Annotated in this window: 18 protein-coding genes and 1 pseudogene; 11 read left to right on the top strand and 8 right to left on the bottom strand. The window is 66.6% G+C overall.

Annotation, left to right across the window (positions count from 1 at the left end; translation table 11 throughout):
- The first annotated feature begins 19 nt into the window (after positions 1-19).
- The 8 genes and pseudogenes from KIT25_02100 (at position 20) to KIT25_02065 (ending at position 6,972) form a co-directional block, all read left to right on the top strand.
- A pseudogene (locus KIT25_02100) lies at positions 20-595 on the top strand (nicotinate-nucleotide adenylyltransferase).
- A 45-nt stretch (positions 596-640) separates the two neighbouring features.
- Positions 641-1,051, top strand: coding sequence for a ribosome silencing factor (rsfS, locus tag KIT25_02095; protein UYN97793.1), 411 nt, complete (start codon positions 641-643; stop codon positions 1,049-1,051).
- The gene (gene rlmH / locus KIT25_02090; GenBank protein UYN95765.1) at positions 1,048-1,506 is read left to right on the top strand and encodes a 23S rRNA (pseudouridine(1915)-N(3))-methyltransferase RlmH; all 459 of its coding nucleotides are present in this window, start codon (positions 1,048-1,050) and stop codon (positions 1,504-1,506) included. The genes rsfS and rlmH overlap by 4 nt, the downstream gene beginning before the upstream one ends.
- A 64-nt stretch (positions 1,507-1,570) precedes the next feature.
- Positions 1,571-2,155 (top strand): hypothetical protein, encoded by a 585-nt coding sequence (locus KIT25_02085; protein ID UYN95764.1) that lies wholly within the window; start codon positions 1,571-1,573, stop codon positions 2,153-2,155.
- Complete coding sequence (gene gpmI / locus KIT25_02080; protein UYN95763.1) at positions 2,155-3,747, top strand: 2,3-bisphosphoglycerate-independent phosphoglycerate mutase; 1,593 nt, start codon at positions 2,155-2,157, stop codon at positions 3,745-3,747. Before KIT25_02085 ends, gpmI begins: the two co-directional genes overlap by 1 nt.
- A gap of 121 nt (positions 3,748-3,868) precedes the next feature.
- Positions 3,869-5,248, top strand: a complete 1,380-nt coding sequence (locus tag KIT25_02075; GenBank protein UYN95762.1) for a S41 family peptidase — start codon at positions 3,869-3,871, stop codon at positions 5,246-5,248.
- Positions 5,249-5,292: 44 nt separating this feature from the next.
- Complete coding sequence (locus KIT25_02070; GenBank protein ID UYN95761.1) at positions 5,293-5,718, top strand: RNA pyrophosphohydrolase; 426 nt, start codon at positions 5,293-5,295, stop codon at positions 5,716-5,718.
- A gap of 9 nt (positions 5,719-5,727) precedes the next feature.
- Positions 5,728-6,972, top strand: a complete 1,245-nt coding sequence (locus KIT25_02065; protein UYN95760.1) for an aspartate aminotransferase family protein — start codon at positions 5,728-5,730, stop codon at positions 6,970-6,972.
- Positions 6,973-6,982: 10 nt separating this feature from the next.
- On the opposite strand, the gene KIT25_02060 is transcribed toward KIT25_02065, so the two are convergent.
- The 7 genes from KIT25_02060 to KIT25_02030 form a co-directional block, all read right to left on the bottom strand.
- Positions 6,983-7,801 (bottom strand): ferritin-like domain-containing protein, encoded by an 819-nt coding sequence (locus KIT25_02060; GenBank protein ID UYN95759.1) that lies wholly within the window; start codon positions 7,799-7,801, stop codon positions 6,983-6,985.
- A 106-nt stretch (positions 7,802-7,907) separates the two neighbouring features.
- Positions 7,908-8,321: an ATP synthase F1 subunit epsilon gene (gene atpC, locus KIT25_02055; protein ID UYN95758.1), complete on the bottom strand. Its 414-nt coding sequence runs from the start codon at positions 8,319-8,321 to the stop codon at positions 7,908-7,910.
- 4 nt (positions 8,322-8,325) lie between these two features.
- Positions 8,326-9,750 carry a F0F1 ATP synthase subunit beta gene (gene atpD / locus KIT25_02050; GenBank protein UYN95757.1) on the bottom strand — a complete coding sequence of 475 codons (1,425 nt, stop codon included), beginning with the start codon at positions 9,748-9,750 and terminating at the stop codon, positions 8,326-8,328.
- A gap of 21 nt (positions 9,751-9,771) precedes the next feature.
- A complete protein-coding gene (locus KIT25_02045; GenBank protein UYN95756.1) occupies positions 9,772-10,653 on the bottom strand; it encodes a F0F1 ATP synthase subunit gamma in 882 nt (293 codons plus the stop codon).
- 6 nt (positions 10,654-10,659) lie between these two features.
- The gene (gene atpA, locus KIT25_02040; protein UYN95755.1) at positions 10,660-12,186 is read right to left on the bottom strand and encodes a F0F1 ATP synthase subunit alpha; all 1,527 of its coding nucleotides are present in this window, start codon (positions 12,184-12,186) and stop codon (positions 10,660-10,662) included.
- Entirely contained in the window at positions 12,187-12,762 is a 576-nt protein-coding gene (locus tag KIT25_02035) for a F0F1 ATP synthase subunit delta (GenBank protein ID UYN95754.1), read from the bottom strand.
- A 157-nt stretch (positions 12,763-12,919) separates the two neighbouring features.
- Positions 12,920-15,079 carry a primosomal protein N' gene (locus tag KIT25_02030; GenBank protein ID UYN97792.1) on the bottom strand — a complete coding sequence of 720 codons (2,160 nt, stop codon included), beginning with the start codon at positions 15,077-15,079 and terminating at the stop codon, positions 12,920-12,922.
- Between the two features lie 122 nt (positions 15,080-15,201).
- Between KIT25_02030 and fsa the strand changes: the two genes are divergently transcribed.
- From fsa to KIT25_02015, 3 genes are read left to right on the top strand one after another with little or no spacing between them, the layout of a single operon-like run.
- Positions 15,202-15,858, top strand: a complete 657-nt coding sequence (fsa, locus tag KIT25_02025) for a fructose-6-phosphate aldolase (GenBank protein UYN95753.1) — start codon at positions 15,202-15,204, stop codon at positions 15,856-15,858.
- Positions 15,855-16,586 carry a DUF484 family protein gene (locus tag KIT25_02020; protein UYN95752.1) on the top strand — a complete coding sequence of 244 codons (732 nt, stop codon included), beginning with the start codon at positions 15,855-15,857 and terminating at the stop codon, positions 16,584-16,586. Before fsa ends, KIT25_02020 begins: the two co-directional genes overlap by 4 nt.
- Before the next feature lie 2 nt (positions 16,587-16,588).
- On the top strand, positions 16,589-17,524 hold the full coding sequence (locus tag KIT25_02015) for a tyrosine recombinase XerC (GenBank protein ID UYN95751.1): 936 nt from the start codon (positions 16,589-16,591) through the stop codon (positions 17,522-17,524).
- A 10-nt stretch (positions 17,525-17,534) separates the two neighbouring features.
- Here KIT25_02015 and KIT25_02010 read toward each other — a convergent pair whose 3' ends face one another.
- Positions 17,535-18,830 carry an amino acid permease gene (locus KIT25_02010; protein ID UYN95750.1) on the bottom strand — a complete coding sequence of 432 codons (1,296 nt, stop codon included), beginning with the start codon at positions 18,828-18,830 and terminating at the stop codon, positions 17,535-17,537.
- Positions 18,831-18,845: the final 15 nt, after the last annotated feature.

The following is an 18,845-nucleotide window of genomic DNA, read 5'->3' as shown; positions in this document are numbered from 1 at the left end:
GATCTCGGCACGGCATCCGATGCCCGGCGTGCCGAGCGGTGTGCGGCGGCGCATCGGGCTGTTGGGCGGCTCCTTCAACCCGGCGCACGAAGGGCATCGCCATATCAGCCTGGAAGCGCTGCGACACCTCGGGCTCGACGAGGTGTGGTGGCTCGTTTCGCCGCAGAACCCGCTCAAGGGCGATTCGGACATGGAGCCGCTGGCCGCCAGGCTGGCCCGCGCCAAGCAACTCGCCCGTCATCCGCGCATTCGGGTCGAGGCGCCCGAGCTCGTGCTAGACACGCGCTTCACGCTCGATACGGTGCGCGCCCTGCAACACGCCTATCCCGATGCCCGGTTCGTCTGGCTGATGGGTGCCGACATCCTGCCGCAACTCGAGCGGTGGGAAGGCTGGCGCGAGCTGTTCGCCGCCATTCCCCTGGCCGCCTTCGCGCGGCCCGGCTGGAGCCATGCCGCCCTGAACGCCGCAGCCCCGCGTACCTTCGCGCGTTATCGCCTGAAGGCGTCGGACGCGCGCCGGCTGCCGGCTTGCGGACCGCCCGCCTGGTGCTTTATTCCCAGTCGACTCGACCGTCGTTCGGCGACGGACATCCGCGCCGTGCGCCCGCGTTCCCAACGACCTTCAACCAGAGGACAGACCATCCCCGACCGCAGCCCGCCGCTTCGCGACAGAAGCAAGCCTGCCGAAAGCCAGCTCGACCTGGTGCGGCGCTCCCTGGAAGACGACAAGGCCGAGGACATCATCGTCATCGACCTCAAGGGCAAGTCGAGCTTTGCCGACTACATGGTCGTCGCGTCGGGACGCTCGAACCGGCAGGTCGTCGCTATTGCCGATCATCTGGCCGAGCGGCTGAAGCAGGCCGGCCACGGATACGTCCCAGTGGAGGGAAGGCAGGGCGGCGACTGGGTGCTGGTCGATGGCGGCGATGTCATCGTGCATGTGTTCCGGCCCGAGCCACGCGCCTTCTACGCGCTCGAGAAGATGTGGGCGATGGAGACCGAAGCGGCCGCGAAGCCGAAGGCGCGGGCACGTCGCAAACGAGCGCAGTGAAGCTCACCATCGCCACGATCGGGCGCGCCGGCCGCGGCCCCGAGCGCGCCCTCTACGAGCACTACGCCAATCGCATCCGCTGGCCGCTCGCCCTGCGCGAACTGGAGGAGAAGAGGAAGCTTCCGCCGCCGGCCCTGATCGAACGGGAAGGCGAGCTTCTGCTGGCGACCGGGCCCGCCAAGGCGACGCGGGTGGCGCTGGATCGTCGCGGCAAGACGCTCGACAGCCAGGCCTTCGCCGAGCGGCTCGGCCGTTGGCAGGATGACGCGATCGCCGACATCGTCTTTCTCATCGGCGGCGCCGATGGCCACGGCGAGGCCTTGCTGAAACAGGCCGACCTGGTGCTGTCGTTCGGGGCAATGACGTGGCCCCATCTGCTGGCCCGTGCGATGCTGGCCGAGCAGATCTACCGGGCCCAGCAACTGCTGGCCGGCCACCCCTACCACCGGGCCTGAAATGCTGGGAAAAGCGCGCTTTTTTGCCCCTGTTCTGACCCAAAAGCGGGACTACATTGACGCCATGCGCCTGCCTGTCTCGCGGCTTTTGGCCGTCCTGTTCGTCCTCGCCTTTGCCGCCGCGACGGCCACGGCCCAGACCGTGTCCGGCGACAAGCCGGCGCCCAAGCGGATGCGGTCCATTCCCTATGTGTCGATCACCGGAGACGATGGCCGCCAGCGCCACTACGAGACGAACGCCATTCCCCTGCTGTTCAATCGTGCCTGCTTCGGCTGGCGCATGTATCTCGGCGGGCCCGACCGCATCGTTTCCCTGGTCGAGGTGCTGACGACCTCCCAGCCGGCGGAGCAGGTCATCGCCGGCCCCGAGACCGAGGTGAACGCCGACAAGACGCGCGCGACCACGCGCATGCGCGAAGTGGTGCAGAACGGCATCCTGCAGCGGTCCTGGTGCATCATCCCCGGCGACCCGCCGGGCACCTATACCTACGACATCACCATCGACGGCGAGCCGCGCGGCGAGTTCGTGTTCTGCGCCATCGAGGTGCCCGACCAGGATCCAAACACCGACCCGCGCGACCTGAGTTGCCCGAACAAGTTCAACTCGGTGGAACGTCCCACCGGGCCCCGCCCGCCCGTGCCGTCCTGATGGCCGCCGCTCGTCCACGCCCCGCCGTTCTCTGCATCCTCGACGGCTGGGGACACCGCCCCGAGCCGCGCTACAACGCGATCCAGCAGGCGCACACGCCGAACTACGACCGCCTGGTCGCGACCTGCCCACAAGGCCTGATCGACGCTTCGGAGACGTTCGTCGGCCTGCCCAAGGGCCAAATGGGCAATTCCGAGGTCGGTCACATGAATCTCGGCGCCGGGCGCGTCGCGGTGCCCGACCTGCCCCGGATCGACAATGCCATTGCCGACGGCTCTCTCGCCACGAACCGGCACTTGCAGGAGCTCGTCACCGCCCTGAAGAAGAGCGGCGGCGCCTGCCATCTCATGGGCCTCGCCTCACCGGGCGGCGTGCACGCCCATCAGGATCATCTGGTGGTGCTGGCGAACCTGATCGCCGGTGCCGGCGTGCCGGTCTGGATTCACGCCTTCCTCGACGGGCGCGACATGCCGCCCCGCAGCGCCCTCGAATGCCTCGACCAGGTATCGGCTGGCCTGACCCAGGGACTGCCGATCCGGTTCGCCACCGTCGCCGGTCGCTTTTACCCCATGGACCGCGACAAGCGATGGGAACGCGTCACCCTCGCTTACGAGGCGATGGTCGATGCCAAGGGACCGGTCGTCGACACCGCGAAGGCGGCCGTGGAGGCCGGCTATGCCGCTGGTCAGGACGACGAGTTCGTTCTGCCGACGGTGATCCAGGGGTACGCCGGAATGACGGACGGCGACGGCATCCTGATGTTCAACTATCGCGCAGACCGCGCCCGGCAGATCCTGACGGCGCTGCTCGACCCGATGTTCGACGGTTTCAAGCGTTCGCGGCTCGTCAGGTTCGCCGCTGCCGTCGGCATGGCCGAGTATTCGGCCGCTCTGAACGGCTTCCTCGAGACGCTGTTTCCGCCGGAAGCCATCAGGATGGGCCTCGGCGAAACCGTCTCCAAGGCGGGGTTGAAGCAATTGCGCATTGCCGAGACCGAGAAGTATGCGCACGTGACGTTCTTCTTCAATGGCGGCGAGGAGCGGCAGTTCGACGGCGAGGATCGCATCCTCGTGCCCTCGCCCAAGGTCAAGACCTACGATCTCCAGCCGGAAATGAGCGCCGGCGAAGTGACGGACAAGCTGGTCGAGGCGATCGGCTCGGATCGATACGACCTCATCGTCGTCAACTACGCCAACACCGACCAGGTCGGGCATTCGGGTGAATTTGCCGCCGCGGTCAAAGCCGCCGAAGCCGTCGATGCCTGTCTGGGCCGTATCATGGAAGCGGTGGAAAAGGCCGGCGGCGCGATGCTGGTCACCGCCGACCACGGCAATGCCGAGCAGATGTTCGACGACACCACGCACCAGAAGCACACCCAGCACACCCTCAACCGCGTGCCGGCCCTGCTCTTCAATGCGCCGGCGACCGTACGGTCGCTGGGCGATGGCAAGCTCGCGGACGTGGCGCCCACCCTGCTGGCCCTGATCGGCGTGCCCCAGCCTCCTGAAATGACGGGGCATTCGCTGCTGTCGCAGGCGCAAAGGCCGCCAATTCTTGCAGTTCCCAGGGTGGCCGCGGCGGCTTCGGCATGAAATGTGAGAGCGCGTGAGCCGGCACTGCCTTGATCCCGCCAAATACGCCCTAGTATTCTCGTTCCGACACCCTGTTGCCGGCCCCAGTCGCGGCCCGGCGGCTTTCCGCAAAGGCCTTCCCATGATTTGTCAGCGCCTCCTTTCGACCGTCGCCCTCGTGGCATTCCTGGCCATGCCTGCCGTCGCGCAGGACAAGGACAGGGGCAAGGACGCCAAGGCGGCTGGCGACAAGAGCGAGCTCTACAATCAGCTCAATCTGTTCGGTGACGTCCTGGAGCGCATCCGGCGCGACTATGTCGAACCAGTCGACGAGAAGACGCTGATGGAGAACGCCATCAACGGCATGCTGACATCGCTCGATCCGCACTCGAGCTACATGAACCCGAAGACGTACCGGGACATGCAGGTCCAGACCAAGGGCGAGTTCGGCGGCCTCGGCATCGAAGTCACGATGGAGAACGGCCTCATCAAGGTGGTCTCGCCGATCGACGACACTCCGGCCGCCAAGGCCGGCATCCAGTCAGGCGATCTGATCTTCGCGCTCGACGGACAGCCGGTGCAGGGCCTGACCCTGCAGGAGGCCGTCGAGAAGATGCGCGGCAAGGTCGGCACGCCGATCAAGATTTCGGTCCGCCGTGCATCCCAGAAGGAGCCGTTCGACGTCACCATCACCCGCGAGACGATCAAGGTCCGCTCGGTCCGCTTCCGCCTCGAGGGCGACGTCGGTTACATCCGCGTCACCTCCTTCACCGAGCAGAGCACGTCGGGCGTGCTCGACGCCGTGGAGAAGATCAAGAAGGAAGCCGGCAACAAGCTGAAGGGCTTCGTCCTCGACCTGCGCAACAATCCGGGCGGACTGCTCGATCAGTCGATCGCCATGTCCGACGCCTTCCTCGACAAGGGCGAGATCGTTTCGGTGAAGGCGCGCAAGAGCGAAGACGTGCAGCGCTGGAACGCCAAGCCAGGCGACGTGACCAATGGTCTGCCGATCGTGGTGCTGATCAACGGTGGCTCGGCCTCGGCGTCCGAGATCGTCGCCGGCGCCCTGCAAGACCACCGCCGCGCCATCGTCCTGGGGACCCGTTCGTTCGGCAAGGGCTCGGTGCAGACGATCATGCAGGTCACGGGAGGTGGTGCGATCCGGCTGACCACCGCGCTCTATTTCACACCGTCCGGCCGCTCGATCCAGAAGGAGGGAATCAAACCCGACATCGAGGTCGAGCAGGCGAAACTCGAGACGATCCAGCAGCGCATGAATTTCCGTGAGGAGAATTTGCGCCGGTCGATCACCAATCCGAACGAGAAGCCGCCGGCAACCGAGAACAAGCCGACCGAGAACAAGCCGGGTGAGAAGAAGGATGGCCCGCCTGGTGCCAGCCAGCAGGCTCCGCAGGCCGGCGATCCGGATGAGCCGCCGAAGGAATCGGTGGCGGACTACCAGCTCCTGCGCGCGCTCGATCTGATCCGCGGCATCTCGCTCTATTCGAGCCGCGCCAACTGAGCTTCGATCCCGTACCGAAGGGCTATCGGCCCAACGTCGGGTTGATGCTGATCGCGGCCGACCGACGGATCTTCGTCGGACGGCGCGTTGGCGTCGCGGATGGCTGGCAGATGCCACAAGGCGGCGTCGACAAGGGAGAAAGCCCGATCGAGGCCGCCTGCCGCGAGTTGCTCGAAGAAGTGGGCACGACGAAGGCCCTGCTGCTGCGCGAGACACGACGTTGGATCACCTACGACGTGCCCCCGCAGATGCAGCCCCGTCACTGGGGCGGCCGCTGGCGCGGCCAGGCCCAGAAGTGGTTCGCGCTCGCCTTCACCGGTCGCGATTCAGACATCGATATCGAGGCGCACGACCGCGAGTTCGATACCTGGCGATGGGCAACGTCGCACGAAGCCATCGAGCTGATCGTACCGTTCAAGCGCGCGGTCTATGATGCGATGCTGAAGGAGTTCGCCGATCTGGTGGCGTAGGGAGGAACGATGAACCTGCCCGACAAGGGCCTCGCCTGGAGCGAGATCGAAGCGCGCCTCGAGGAGGCGAAGAAGGGCGACTTTTCCTGGCGCGACGGTCGGATGGCCGTCTACTACTACTATCTCGACGACGAGCTGGCGGACGTCCAGAAGCGCGCCTACCAGATGTTCTGGACCGAGAACAACCTCGGCAAACGGGCCTTTCCTTCCCTCGCCAGGCTCGAGGGCGAGGTCGTCGATTTCGGCCTGTCGCTGATGCAGGCTCCGGAAGGCGCCGCCGGCACGTTCACGTCGGGCGGCTCGGAGAGCATCTTTCTCGCAATACAGGCGGCGCGCGATTGGGCGCGTGCGACCAAGGGCATCGACACGCCGAATCTCGTGGTGCCCCGCACCGCGCATCCGGCCTTCAACCGCGCGGGACATGCACTCGGCATCGAAGTACGTCGCGTGCCGACCGCGCGCAACGACTTCAAGGCCGATGTCGGCGCCATGACCGGCAGGATAGACGGCAACACGATCGGCCTGGTCGGATCGGCGCCGTGCTACCCCTACGGCGTCTTCGACCCGATCCGCGAGCTCGGCGCGCTCGCCGAATCGCGCGGTCTGTGGCTGCATGTCGATGCCTGCGTCGGCGGCTTCCTCTCGCCCTATGTGAAACGGCTGGGCCACGCCGTGCCCGACTGGGACTTTTCGGTTCCCGGCGTGACCAGCATCTCGGCCGACCTGCACAAGCACGGCATGGCCGCCAAGGGTGCATCGCTGATGATGCTGCGCTCGAAAGAGCTGAAGGAGAAGCACCAGCTCTTCGACTTCAACGAATGGGAACGCGGCCCCTATGTCGCCTACACGATGCAGGGCACACGGCCCGGCGGCGCGGTCGCCTCGGCCTGGGCGGTGCTGCATCATCTCGGCGACGAAGGCTACCTGCGCTGCGCCCGCCTGATCATGGACAACAAGAAGGCGCTGGTCGGCGGCATCGGCCGCATTCCAGGCCTCGCCGTCCTGGAGCCGAACGAGCTCTCGATCTTCGTCACGCGGTCGGCGGATCCTGCGCTCGATGTCGGTGCCGTGTCGGACGCAATGGGCACGCGCGGCTGGCTGATCGGACGACAGGTCGAGCCGCCGGGCATCCACATGCATCTCAACCCGAGCCACGAGAGCATGGTCGGCGACTACCTCGCCGACCTAACCTGGGCCGTCGACCATGCGCGCACGACCCGAGGCAGGTCCAAGATGTCGGGTTCGACCTACTGAAAGCTCACATCTAGGCGGCGGTGAGGGCGAGCCGGGCGGCGCGACGACGCAGGAACCACAGCCCAAGCCGTGTCATCCAGGCATTGAGCCGGCCCTGCGGCTCCAGCCCTACCGCCTTCAGCACCATGGCCATGGCGCGCTGGACATGGGGCTCGCTATAGATCGCATAGGCGCGGCGGGCATAGGAATTGCCGCTGCTGCGCCGATCGTAGATCGCGCCTTCCGGTTCGTTGGCGGCAAAGTAGGCATAGGCCAACTCGTCGTCTTCGCTCTCGGCGAGCCTCGACCAGCCGATCCTGAGGCGCTGCCACCGGCTCAGCCGGTCGCGCGCCAGGCAGCGGCGCATGTGATCGTAGAAGAGCTTGTAGTGGCGGAACTCATCGGCCGCTATCTTGGCGCAGATCTGCTTGAGGACCGGCTCCTCGGTCGCGTCCTTGAGCGCACTGTAATAGGAGCTTGTGCCCGTCTCGACGATGCAGCGGGCCATCATCTCCCCGGCCTGGCTGCCGCGAACGGAACTTTGGGCATCGAGCGGAAGCTGGTAGCCGGCACGAAAGCGCGCGAACGCCGCGTCGAAATCCCAGCCCGGGTCGGCGAGTTGCGCCCAGCGTCCGAGGGCGAGGCCGTGCTGAACCTCTTCGGTCACCCAGCGGTCGACCGATTGCACGAACTCGGGATCGTCGGCAAACACCCGGCCGAGATAGATGCCGTAGTCGCCGCCGTTGCGTTCCACCATGGCCGCCGCCTTGATGTTGCGCAGAATCTCGGGATCCACTTTCGACGCATCGAAGCGATCCCAGGCGATCGTCTCGAGTGTCCAGTTCGCCATGGTGCGTACCCTTGGGGCCGTCGCGTGCCTGTAATAAAGCGAGCCCGAGCGCGGCTTTCAATGGCCGCGCGGGGGACAGTCGCCCAAATTTGCGTTGAGACTGTGGTTATCGCCCGGCGTAGTAGGCCTGCGCCCGCCGCAGATCCTTCGCCACAGCCAAGTCCTTCTGGGCCGCCGCTTTTTCGGCATCCGTGGCGGCATCCGACAGGTCGCGCTCGGCGGCGCGCTCGCGGTCGGCGAGCTGCTCGGCTGTGACCTCCTCGAACGGCAGCGCTTCGTCGGCAAGGACGGTGCAGCGCTCCGGCGTCACCTCGGCGAAGCCACCGACGATGATGAAGCGCCGTTCGACCTTGTTGTCCTGGATGACCTCGAGCACTCCCGGCCGGATGGTCGAGATGAGAGGGGCGTGGCCGCGCAGGACGCCGAAATCGCCTTCGCTGCCCGGCACCACGACCATGTCCGCCTCGGTGTCGAGCAACTCGCGCTCCGGCATGACCAGGCGAAAAGCGACCTTGGCCATGTTCTCAGGCCGCCTCGGCCGCGAGCTTCTTGGCCTTGCCGATCGCCTCGTCGATCGTGCCGACCATGTAGAAAGCCGGCTCGGGCAGGTCGTCGTATTCGCCGGCGACGATACCCTTGAACGCCTTGATCGTGTCCTCAAGCTTCACGAAGACGCCCGGCGTGCCGGTGAAGACCTCGGCGACGTGGAACGGCTGGCTGAGGAAGCGCTGGATCTTGCGGGCGCGGGCCACCACCAGCTTGTCCTCTTCCGACAGCTCGTCCATGCCCAGGATGGCGATAATGTCCTGCAGCGACTTGTACTGCTGCAGCACGCGCTGGACCGAGCGGGCGACGTCATAGTGCTCCTGGCCGACGACGCGCGGATCGAGCATGCGCGAGGTCGAGTCGAGCGGGTCGACCGCCGGGAAAATCGCCATCTCGGCGATCGAGCGGCTCAACACCGTGGTCGCATCCAGATGCGCGAACGAGGTGGCAGGCGCCGGATCGGTCAAGTCGTCGGCCGGCACGTAGATCGCCTGCACCGAGGTGATCGAGCCCTTCTTGGTCGAGGTGATGCGCTCCTGCAGGGCGCCCATGTCGGTCGACAGCGTCGGCTGATAGCCCACCGCCGACGGGATGCGGCCGAGCAGCGCCGACACTTCCGAGCCGGCCTGGGTGAAGCGGAAGATATTGTCGACGAAGAACAGCACGTCCTGGCCCTCGGCGTCGCGGAAGTATTCCGCTACCGTCAGGCCCGACAGCGCGACGCGCGAGCGGGCGCCCGGCGGCTCGTTCATCTGGCCGTACACCAGGGCCACCTTCGAGCCCGGGCCGTCGAGCTTGATGACGTTGCCTTCGATCATCTCGTGATAGAGGTCGTTGCCCTCGCGGGTGCGCTCGCCAACGCCGGCGAACACCGAGACGCCGCCGTGCGCCTTCGCGACGTTGTTGATCAGCTCCATGATCGTCACGGTCTTGCCGACGCCGGCGCCGCCGAACAAGCCGATCTTGCCGCCCTTGGCGTAGGGCGCCAGCAGGTCGATGACCTTGATGCCCGTCACCAGGATCTGCGCTTCCGTCGACTGCTCGACGAACTCCGGTGCGGAGCGGTGGATCGGCAGGGTGCTCTTGGCGTTGACCGGACCGCGCTCGTCCACCGGTTCGCCGATGACGTTGAGGATGCGGCCGAGCGTCTCGGGGCCGACCGGCATGGCGATCGGGCCGCCCGTGTCGACGGCCTTGGTGCCTCGGACCAGGCCGTCGGTCGTGTCCATCGCGATCGTGCGAACCTCCGACTCGCCCAGGTGCTGGGCGACTTCGAGCACCAGCTTGCGGCCGTCGGCATCGACGTTCAGCGCGTTCAGGATGTTCGGCAATTCACCCTCGAAACGAACGTCGACGACCGCGCCCGTGATCTGGGTGATCGTGCCGGTGTTGTTGGAAGCCATGGTGGTGTCCCTTTCGTAACTCTAGACGGCTTCGGCGCCGGAGATGATCTCGATGAGTTCCTTCGTGATCGAGGCCTGACGCGAGCGGTTCATCTGCAGGGTCAGTTTCTTGATCACGTCGCCGGCGTTGCGCGAGGCGTTGTCCATCGCCGTCATCTGCGAGCCGTAGAAGCTCGCGGCATTCTCCAGCAGCGCGCGGAAGATCTGGACCGTCAGGTTGCGCGGCAGCAGGTCGGCGAGGATCTCGCCCTCGTCGGGCTCGAATTCGTAGACCGCCCCGCCCGACGTGGCGGGCGCCGCCGCGGCGTCGGGCGCCGGCGGTGGGATGAGCTGCTGCACGGTGACGATCTGGGTCATCGCCGACTTGAAGCGATTGAAGACCACCGTGGCGACGTCGAACTCGCCCTTCTCGAACATCTCGGTGACGCGGCCCGCCACCTTCTGGGCGTCGGCGAAGGAAAGCCTGGGCCGGCCGAGATCGGTGATGGTCTCGACGATCAGGCCGCCATAGTCGCGGCGCAGCTGGTCGCGCGCCTTGCGGCCGACTGCGAGCACCTTCACCGTCTTGCCCTGGTCGAGCAGCATGCGGATGGTGCGGCGCGCCTCGCGCACGATAGAGCTGTTGAAGGCACCGCACAGGCCGCGGTCGGCGGTGGCGACGATCAGGAGTTGAACCTTGTCGGACCCGGTGCCGGCGAGCAACCTGGGCCCGGTGCCACCCTTGAAGCTCGAGGCGAGCGTGGCCATGACCTTGTCCATGGCCTCCGCATAGGGGCGGGCTGCCATGGCCTGCTCCTGGGCGCGGCGCAGCTTGGCCGCTGCCACCATCTTCATGGCCTTGGTGATCTTCTGCGTCGACTGGACGCTTCGGATCCGCAGCCGGTAGGACTTGAGGCTGGGCATCGGCGGTCAGGCGAACTTCTTGGTGAAGTCGGCGAGGAACGCCTTCAGCTTGTCGTCGGTCTCCTTGACGATCTCGCGCTTGTCGCGGATCGCGGCCAGGATCGAACCCTCGGCGCGCAGCGCATCGAGCATCGTACGCTCGTATTCGCCGACGCGACCGACCGGCAGGCCGTCGAGGTAGCCACGGGTGCCGGCGTAGATCGAGGCGACCTGCTCCTCGACCGGCATCGGCTGGTACTGACCCTGCTTCAGGAGCTCGGTCAGGCGCTGGCCGCGCGCCAGCAGGCGCTGCGTCGCGGCATCGAGGTCGGAGGCGAACTGCGCGAAGGCCGCCATCTCGCGATACTGCGCGAGCTCCAGCTTCATCGTGCCGGCGACCTGCTTCATCGCCTTGATCTGGGCGGCTGACCCGACGCGGCTCACCGACAGGCCGACGTTAATCGCCGGGCGGATACCCTGATAGAACAGCTCGGTCTCGAGGAAGATCTGACCGTCGGTGATCGAGATCACGTTGGTCGGGATGTAGGCCGACACGTCGCCGGCCTGCGTCTCGATGACCGGCAGCGCCGTCAGCGAGCCCGAGCCGTTCTTCTCGTTCAGCTTGGCGGCGCGCTCGAGCAGGCGCGAGTGCAGATAGAAGACGTCGCCGGGATACGCTTCGCGGCCGGGCGGACGGCGCAGCAGCAGCGACATCTGGCGGTAGGCGACGGCCTGCTTGGAAAGGTCGTCGTACACGATCACGGCGTGCATGCCGTTGTCGCGGAAATACTCGCCCATCGCGCAGCCGGCATAGGGCGCGAGGAACTGCATGGGAGCCGGATCCGAGGCGGTAGCGGCGACGACGATGGAATATTCCATCGCGCCGTTGTCCTCGAGGGTCTTGACGATCTGCGCCACGGTCGAGCGCTTCTGGCCGATGGCGACGTAGACGCAGTAGAGCTTGCGGCTCTCGTCGGTGCCCGTGTTGATCGGCTTCTGGTTGATGAAGGTGTCGATGGCAACGGCGGTCTTGCCGGTCTGGCGATCACCGATGATCAGCTCGCGCTGGCCGCGGCCGACGGGGACCAGCGAGTCGAGCGCCTTGAGGCCGGTCTGCATCGGCTCGTTCACCGACTTGCGCGGAATGATGCCCGGGGCCTTCAGCTCGACGAGGCGGCGCTCGGTCGCCGCGATCGGGCCCTTGCCGTCGATCGGATTGCCGAGACCGTCGACCACGCGGCCCAGCAGACCCTTGCCGACCGGCACATCGACGATGGCGCCGGTGCGCTTGACGGTGTCGCCTTCCTTGATGGTGCGGTCGTCGCCGAAGATGACGACGCCGACATTGTCGCGCTCGAGGTTCAGCGCCATGCCCTTGATGCCGCCGGGAAACTCGACCATCTCGCCGGCCTTGACGCTGTCGAGGCCGTAGACGCGGGCGATGCCGTCACCCACCGAGAGGACCTGGCCGACTTCGGCGACTTCGGCTTCGGTGCCGAAATTGGCGATCTGCTGCTTGAGGATGGCAGAGATTTCGGCGGCACGGATATCCATTTAGGCAACTCCCTTCATGGCAAGCTGCAGGCGGGCGAGCTTGCTGCGGATGGACGAATCGAACAGGCGCGAGCCGACCTTGACGACGAGGCCGCCGAGAATGTCGGGCTCGACGCGCGCGTCGATGGAAACCTTGGCGCCGCCCAGAACGCCGCGCAGCGTGTCGGTGAGCTGCTGCACCTGGGCCGGCGTGAGCGGAACGGCGGACGTGACCTGCGCCGTCGTCTCGCCGCGCCGGCGCGCCAGCTCGGCGAGGAAGGCTGCGGCCATCGCCGGCAGATCGCGGGAGCGGCCGTTGGCGGCGACGGTGCCGATGAAGCTGCGCGTGAGGCCGGCGATACCCGCCGCGTCGAGCACGGCGAGCAGCGCCTTGCCTTGCTGATCGCGCGCAATGACGGGGCTCGCGATCAGGCGGGCGAGGTCGGCGCTCTCGACGACGAGACGGCGGAAAGTGGTGAGGTCGTTGGCGACCTGGTCGAGCGACTTGGCTTCATCCGCCAGCTCGAAGAGGGCACTGGCATAGCGTCCGGCGACGCCTGATGTGGCGGAAGTTGACACGTCGAAAGCCTCTCCCATACCGCGTCGCGGGCTGGCAAGCCGTTGAATCCCCGAATCTTTTTCCGGAAGATGCTGGTGCCCCACTCCGGAAAAAGGCGCGCGTTGCTACCATGCGCCCTTCCACCGCGCAAGGATGCCAAGGGCCTGTATTACCGCGGTTTTTCAGCGCGGATCGTCACATGAAGGAATAGGGATCGACGTCCACTTGCAGGCGCACTGAGCCGGGCAATGCGACCTCCGAAAGCCAGCGCCGGAGCACCGGCTGGACCGCGATATCGCGCGTGGTCTTGAGGAGAAAGCGCCGGCGATGTCGGCCGCGCAACAGGGCGAGCGGCGCAGTCGACGGCCCCAGCACCGTGACCCCGGATTCATGCGGCGCGCGGCGCGCGATCGCCCGGCAGACGTTGTCGACCGCGGCGGCTTCCGGCCCCGAGACGATCAGGGAGGCGAGGCGGCCGTAGGGAGGCATTCCGGCCGCCTGGCGATCCGCCAGCTCGGTGGCAACGAAGCGGTCGCGATCGCCGGAGACCAACGCCTGCATCACGGCGTGCTCGGGTTGATGGGTTTGCACCAGGGCACGGCCCGGCCGTTCCTCGCGACCGGCACGGCCCGCGACCTGATAGAGGAGCTGGAAGGTTCGCTCGGCGGCGCGCAGATCGCCGCCATTGAGGCCGAGATCGGCGTCGACGACCACGACCAGCGTGAGACTCGGGAAGTGATGCCCTTTCGCCGCCATCTGCGTCCCGATGAGGATGTCGATCTCGCCCCGCTCCATGCGCTCGATCGCCTCGGTCGCCGCGTTGCGACTGGCGAGCGTGTCCGAGGTGAAGAGTTCGATGCGCGCTTCGGGGAAGAGTTGCAGGGCTTCCTCCGCCAGCCGCTCCACGCCCGGTCCGCAGGCGACGAACTGGTCGACCGCGCCGCAATGCTTGCAGGCATGGGCCGGCGGTTCGCTGTAACCGCAGTGATGGCAGACCAGCGTGCGCCGGAAGCGATGTTCGACCAGCCAAGCGGAGCATTGCGGACACTCGATGCCGTGTCCGCAGCCGCGACACAGGGTGATCGGCGCGTAGCCGCGGCGATTGAGGAACAACAACACCTGTTCCTTCGCCGCGAGCGTCTGACGCATCACCTCGACGACTGGCGGCGACAGCCAATGTCCGCGCGCCGGTTGATGCCGCCGCAAGTCGATGGCGGACAACGCCGCGAGCCTTCGGCCGCCGTGCCGGTCGGGCAGGTGGAGCGCGCCATAGCGGCCCGACGCGACATTGACGATGCTCTCGAGCGAAGGAGTCGCCGAGGCGAGCACGATCGGTGCCGCAACGAGGCGGGCGCGCACCACCGCCATGTCGCGCGCGTTGTAGGTGACGCCGTCCTCCTGCTTGAAGGAACCGTCGTGCTCCTCATCGACGACGATGAGACCGAGCTCGGCAAAGGGCAGGAACAGCGCCGACCGCGCACCGACCACGACCGGCACCCTGCCCTCGGCAATGGCACGCCACGTCTCGCGCCGCTCGAGGCCGGTCAATCCCGAATGCCACGACGCCGGCGCGCAGCCGAAGCGATCCTCGAAGCGCTTGAGCCATTGCGCCGTGAGCGCGATCTCCGGCAGCAGCACCAGGACCTGCCGCCCGGCCTTCACGGCTGCAGCGATCGCCTCGAAATAAACCTCCGTCTTGCCCGATCCGGGCACGCCATCGAGCAGGGTGGCGGAGAAGGCCCGTGCAGAGACTTTCCCGACCAGCGCCGCGGCGGCGACCGACTGTTCCGGCGAAAGCGCGTGACCGTCGCGCTCACCGTCGGGTAGTGGAAAAGAACGCCGCACCGTGCGCTCGACGGCATCGAGCAGGCCGACCGTGGCCATCGTCTTGATCACAGACGAGCCGACGCCAGCGACATGGGCGAGCTCGGCCGCCGGCATGGCAGGGCCGTCCCTCAGCGCAGCGAGCACCCGGCTGCGTGCCGCCGTGATCGTCAGCGCGTCGTCTCCCGCCCCGGCAGCAGCGCGGTACACCAGTTCAGTCCGAGGTGCCTCGAGGGCAGCCGGCGCGCTCATCGCCATGCGCAGCACCGCGCCGGGAGGCGTGAGCGTATAGGCCGCGACCCAGTCGATGAAGCGGCGCAACGGCTCGGCCATCGCCGGCGCCGGCAGGAGATCGGCGATGTCGCGCAGCTTGGCGCGCGGCACCTCGCCCGACCCCTGCCCCCACACCACCCCGACCGTTTCGCGCTTGCCAAGGGGCACGACGACGAAATCGCCGGGCGCAACTGCGATGCCTTCCGGGACACTGTAGTCGTAGGCGTCGGCCAGCGGCAGCGGCAGCAGCACCCGCACCGTGGGGACGGCTTCGCCCGTCGCGACGTTTTCCACCGATTCAGGCCCCACGACCCGGGCTCGGTCTGCTAGAAATTGCGGTGGCGCGTCCCTCAGAACCACTGGGCATTGGGGTAGTTTATATGAAGTTCTTCGTCGATACCGCCGACGTCGCCGAGATCAAGGATCTCGCGGCTTCCGGGTTGCTCGACGGGGTGACGACCAACCCCTCCCTGATCATGAAAGCGGGCCGCCCGATGTTCGACGTGATCAAGGAGATCTGCGCCATCGTGCCCGGCCCGGTCAGCGCCGAGACTGTCGCGACCGACCACAAGACCATGCTGGAGGAAGGCCGCAAGCTCGCCAAGCTCGCCCGCAACGTGGCGGTCAAGGTGCCGCTCACGCCCGACGGCCTCAAGACCTGCAAGACTCTCGCCGCCGAGGGCACGATGGTCAATGTCACGCTCTGCTTCTCGGCGGCGCAGGCGCTCCTCGCCGCCAAGGCGGGCGCCAGCTTCATCTCGCCCTTCGTCGGCCGTCTCGACGACATCGGCCAGGACGGCATGCATCTCATCGCCGAGATCATGACCATCTATCGCCAGTATCCGAACTTCCGGACGGAGGTGCTGGTCGCCTCGGTGCGCCACAGCCAGCATGTCATCCAGGCTGCCAAGCTCGGCGCTCACGTCGCCACCGTGCCGCCCGGCGTGCTGCGTCAGCTCTTCAAGCACGCTCTGACGGACAACGGGCTGAAGGCCTTCCTCGACGACTGGGCCAAGACAGGGCAGTCGATCCTATGAGCGGCGACGGCACGGTCACGGCGCCCGATGGCTCGGGCCGGCAGGTCAAGTTGATCACCGCCGAGGACGTCGTCGCCTATCTCAAAGCCCATCCCGACTTCTTCGAGAAACACGCCGACCTCGCATCGGGACTTGCGGCACCGATCCAGAGCCGCGGCCCCGGCGTGATCGACATGCAGCAGGCGATCCTCAAGCGTCTGCGCAGCGAGATCGACCGGCTGAAGAGCGAGCGCACCGAGATCATCGCCAATTCCAAGCAGAACCAGATCGTCCAGAATCGCATCCAGGCGGCCGTCATCAGCATCATCCAGGCGACGACTTTCGAGAAGATGATCCATGTCGTCACGCACGAGCTGCCGGAGTTGCTGGATGTCGACTTCATCACGCTGGCCATCGAGGCCAATGCCGACGCCCCCAAGCGCGTGCCGGTGCGCGGCGTCTATGTGCTGGCCCCGGGAGCGATCGACGCCGCAATCGGCCCGGAGAAGCACGCCCGGCTGCGTTCCAGCATCGTCGGCGAGGACGCGTTCTTCGGCGAAGTCTCGCGCTTCGTGCAGTCCGACGTGCTGATGCGGTTGCGTGTCTCCTCGGGCTCGCCCGACGGCGTGATGTGCTTCGGCTCGCGCGATCCGACCGCTTTCGGGCCGGAGCAATCGACCGAACTCCTGTTCTTTCTGGCCAAGGTGCTGGAAAACACCATCCGCGCCTGGCTCGACTTGCCGGAATAGTCATGACCCTCGACGCCGCCCGCGCGGCGTGGCGCGACTGGTTGAAAAGCGAGCGGCGGTTGTCGGTGCACACGCTCGTCGCCTACGAGCATGACGTCGACTCGTTCCTGTCCTTCATGACGACCTATCTCGGCGAGAAGCCGACGCTTCAGGCGCTCGCCGGGCTGAAACCCGCGGAGTTCCGCGCTTGGTTGGCCGAGCGAGCCAGCCAGGGGTTGGCGCGCACCTCGACGGCGCGTTCCTTTTCCTCGGTTCGCTCGTTCTTTCGATTCCTGGACAAGCGCGGGCTGGCGCACAATGCCAGCATCACCGCGATCAAGACGCCGAAACTGCCGCGTTCGGTGCCCAAGGCGCTCAGCGAGCGTGACGCCGAGGATCTGCTCGATGCCGGCTCCGAACAGGAACGCCCCGCCTGGATCGACTTGCGCGACGGCGCCGTGTTGATGCTGCTCTACGGTGCGGGCCTGCGTATCGGCGAAGCCCTGGGGCTCACCAGGGGCGCTGTCGATGGCTTGCTGGCGAGCCGCCAGGACGTCCTCGGCATCACCGGCAAAGGCAACAAGACGCGATTGGTGCCACTACTGCCGCAGGCCCTCGAGGCGCTCCATGCCTATCGCGACGCCTGCCCCTTCATGGGTGCGCTCGGGCCACGCGATGCCTTCTTCCTCGGCGCGCGCGGCGGTCCTCTCGATCCCGCCATTGTGCAGAAGCGCGTGCGCGATCTACGGCGCGCTCTCGGCCTGCCGGAGACAGTGACACCGCACGCCCTGCGTCACTCCTTCGCCACGCACCTGCTGGGCGCGGGCGGCGATCTCAGAACGATCCAGGAACTCCTCGGCCACGCCTCGCTGTCGACGACGCAACGCTACACGGACGTCGATGCGGCCCGCCTGAGCGCCGTCTACCGCACCGCCCACCCGAGAGCCAAGGTGCGATAGCGCGAAACGCTCAGGTCGTGCGTCGTCGCCGCTGCACCAGCCACTCGACGGCGAGGCTGCCGAGAACGGCGAGCACCGTGAAGGCGATCGCCGAGGGCTGTGTGGACCACAGGCTGACGGCAAAAGCGGCCAACACGACGGTCATCAGCGCCGTGCCCACCACGATAACGAGGCGTGAGCCGCCGACTTCCGAATGAAGTCGCCAATGCGCCGCGAACACGCCGAGGTATGAAATGAGGAAGGTCGCGCCGGCAACCTGAGCGATCGAACCCAGATCGAATACATTCACCATGACCAGAATGGCCCCAGCCACCCACAGCAGGCCCCGCGTCCCGTGCCGCCACGACGGCTGCTCGAAGACGGCGGGCAACTGTCCCTTGGCAGCCAGGCCTCTCGAGATCTCGAGCACGCAAAAAAGGGCGGCCGTGATTGCCGACGACGTCGCGAACAAGGCGCCAATCGACACGAGAACGAATCCCACGTTGCCCAGCACCGGCTGAGCCGCCTGCGCAACGGCCGTACTGGCGAACCGCGCGAGATCCGCCTGCGAGATGTTGCCGAGCACGACGACCGACAGGCCGATATAGAGCACGATCACCGTGCCGATCGCGAGAAAGATGGCGCGCGGAATGGTCACCTCGGGCCGAGCGACGTGCCCTGCCGCGTTGGTCATCATCCCGTAGCCTGCATAGGCGAAGAACGTCAGGCCCACACTGGCGAACAACGTGGCAGGACTGACGGTCGGACCGGCCGTCACCATCGCGGGATCGATGCTCGGCACGCCGGCCAGCAGCAGGATCGCCAGGATGATCAGCTTGGCGGCAACGAGGAGCTCCTCGATTCGCCCGACCGTGCCGGAGCCGATCATGTTGACCACAACCAGAAAAATGACAATGCCTGAAGCGAATGCATTGGCGACATGCGGCTCCGACGCGTCGCCGATCAACAGCCGGTCAGTATAGGCCCCGAAGGTCTTGGCGATCATCGCGATCGAGACGATCTGGGTCACCAGATAGAGAATGGACAGACCGCCAGCCGTCACCTTCGACGAAAAGGCACGATCGAAATAGTCCAGGATGCCGCCCGAACTCGGATAGCGCGCGGCGAGGCGGGAGTAGGAGTATCCCGACAGCAACGCGATGACGCCACCGATCGCAAAGGAAAGATAGACGTCGCTGCCGGTCATCAGGGCAGCTTGGCCGAGCAGTGCGAAGATGCCGGCACCCACCATCGAACCGATGCCGAGCGCCGCGACGCTGAGCATCCGCATCGCTCCACGTCCGTGTACCGAGGTCGCGTCGGCCATCGTCTCTCCCCCTGC

Origin of the sequence: Enhydrobacter sp. (assembly GCA_025808875.1) — a bacterium.
Classification (GTDB): Bacteria; Pseudomonadota; Alphaproteobacteria; order Reyranellales; family Reyranellaceae; genus Reyranella.
The sequence above is the reverse complement of the archived record's forward strand: the minus strand, read 5'-3'. Positions and strand labels throughout refer to the sequence as shown.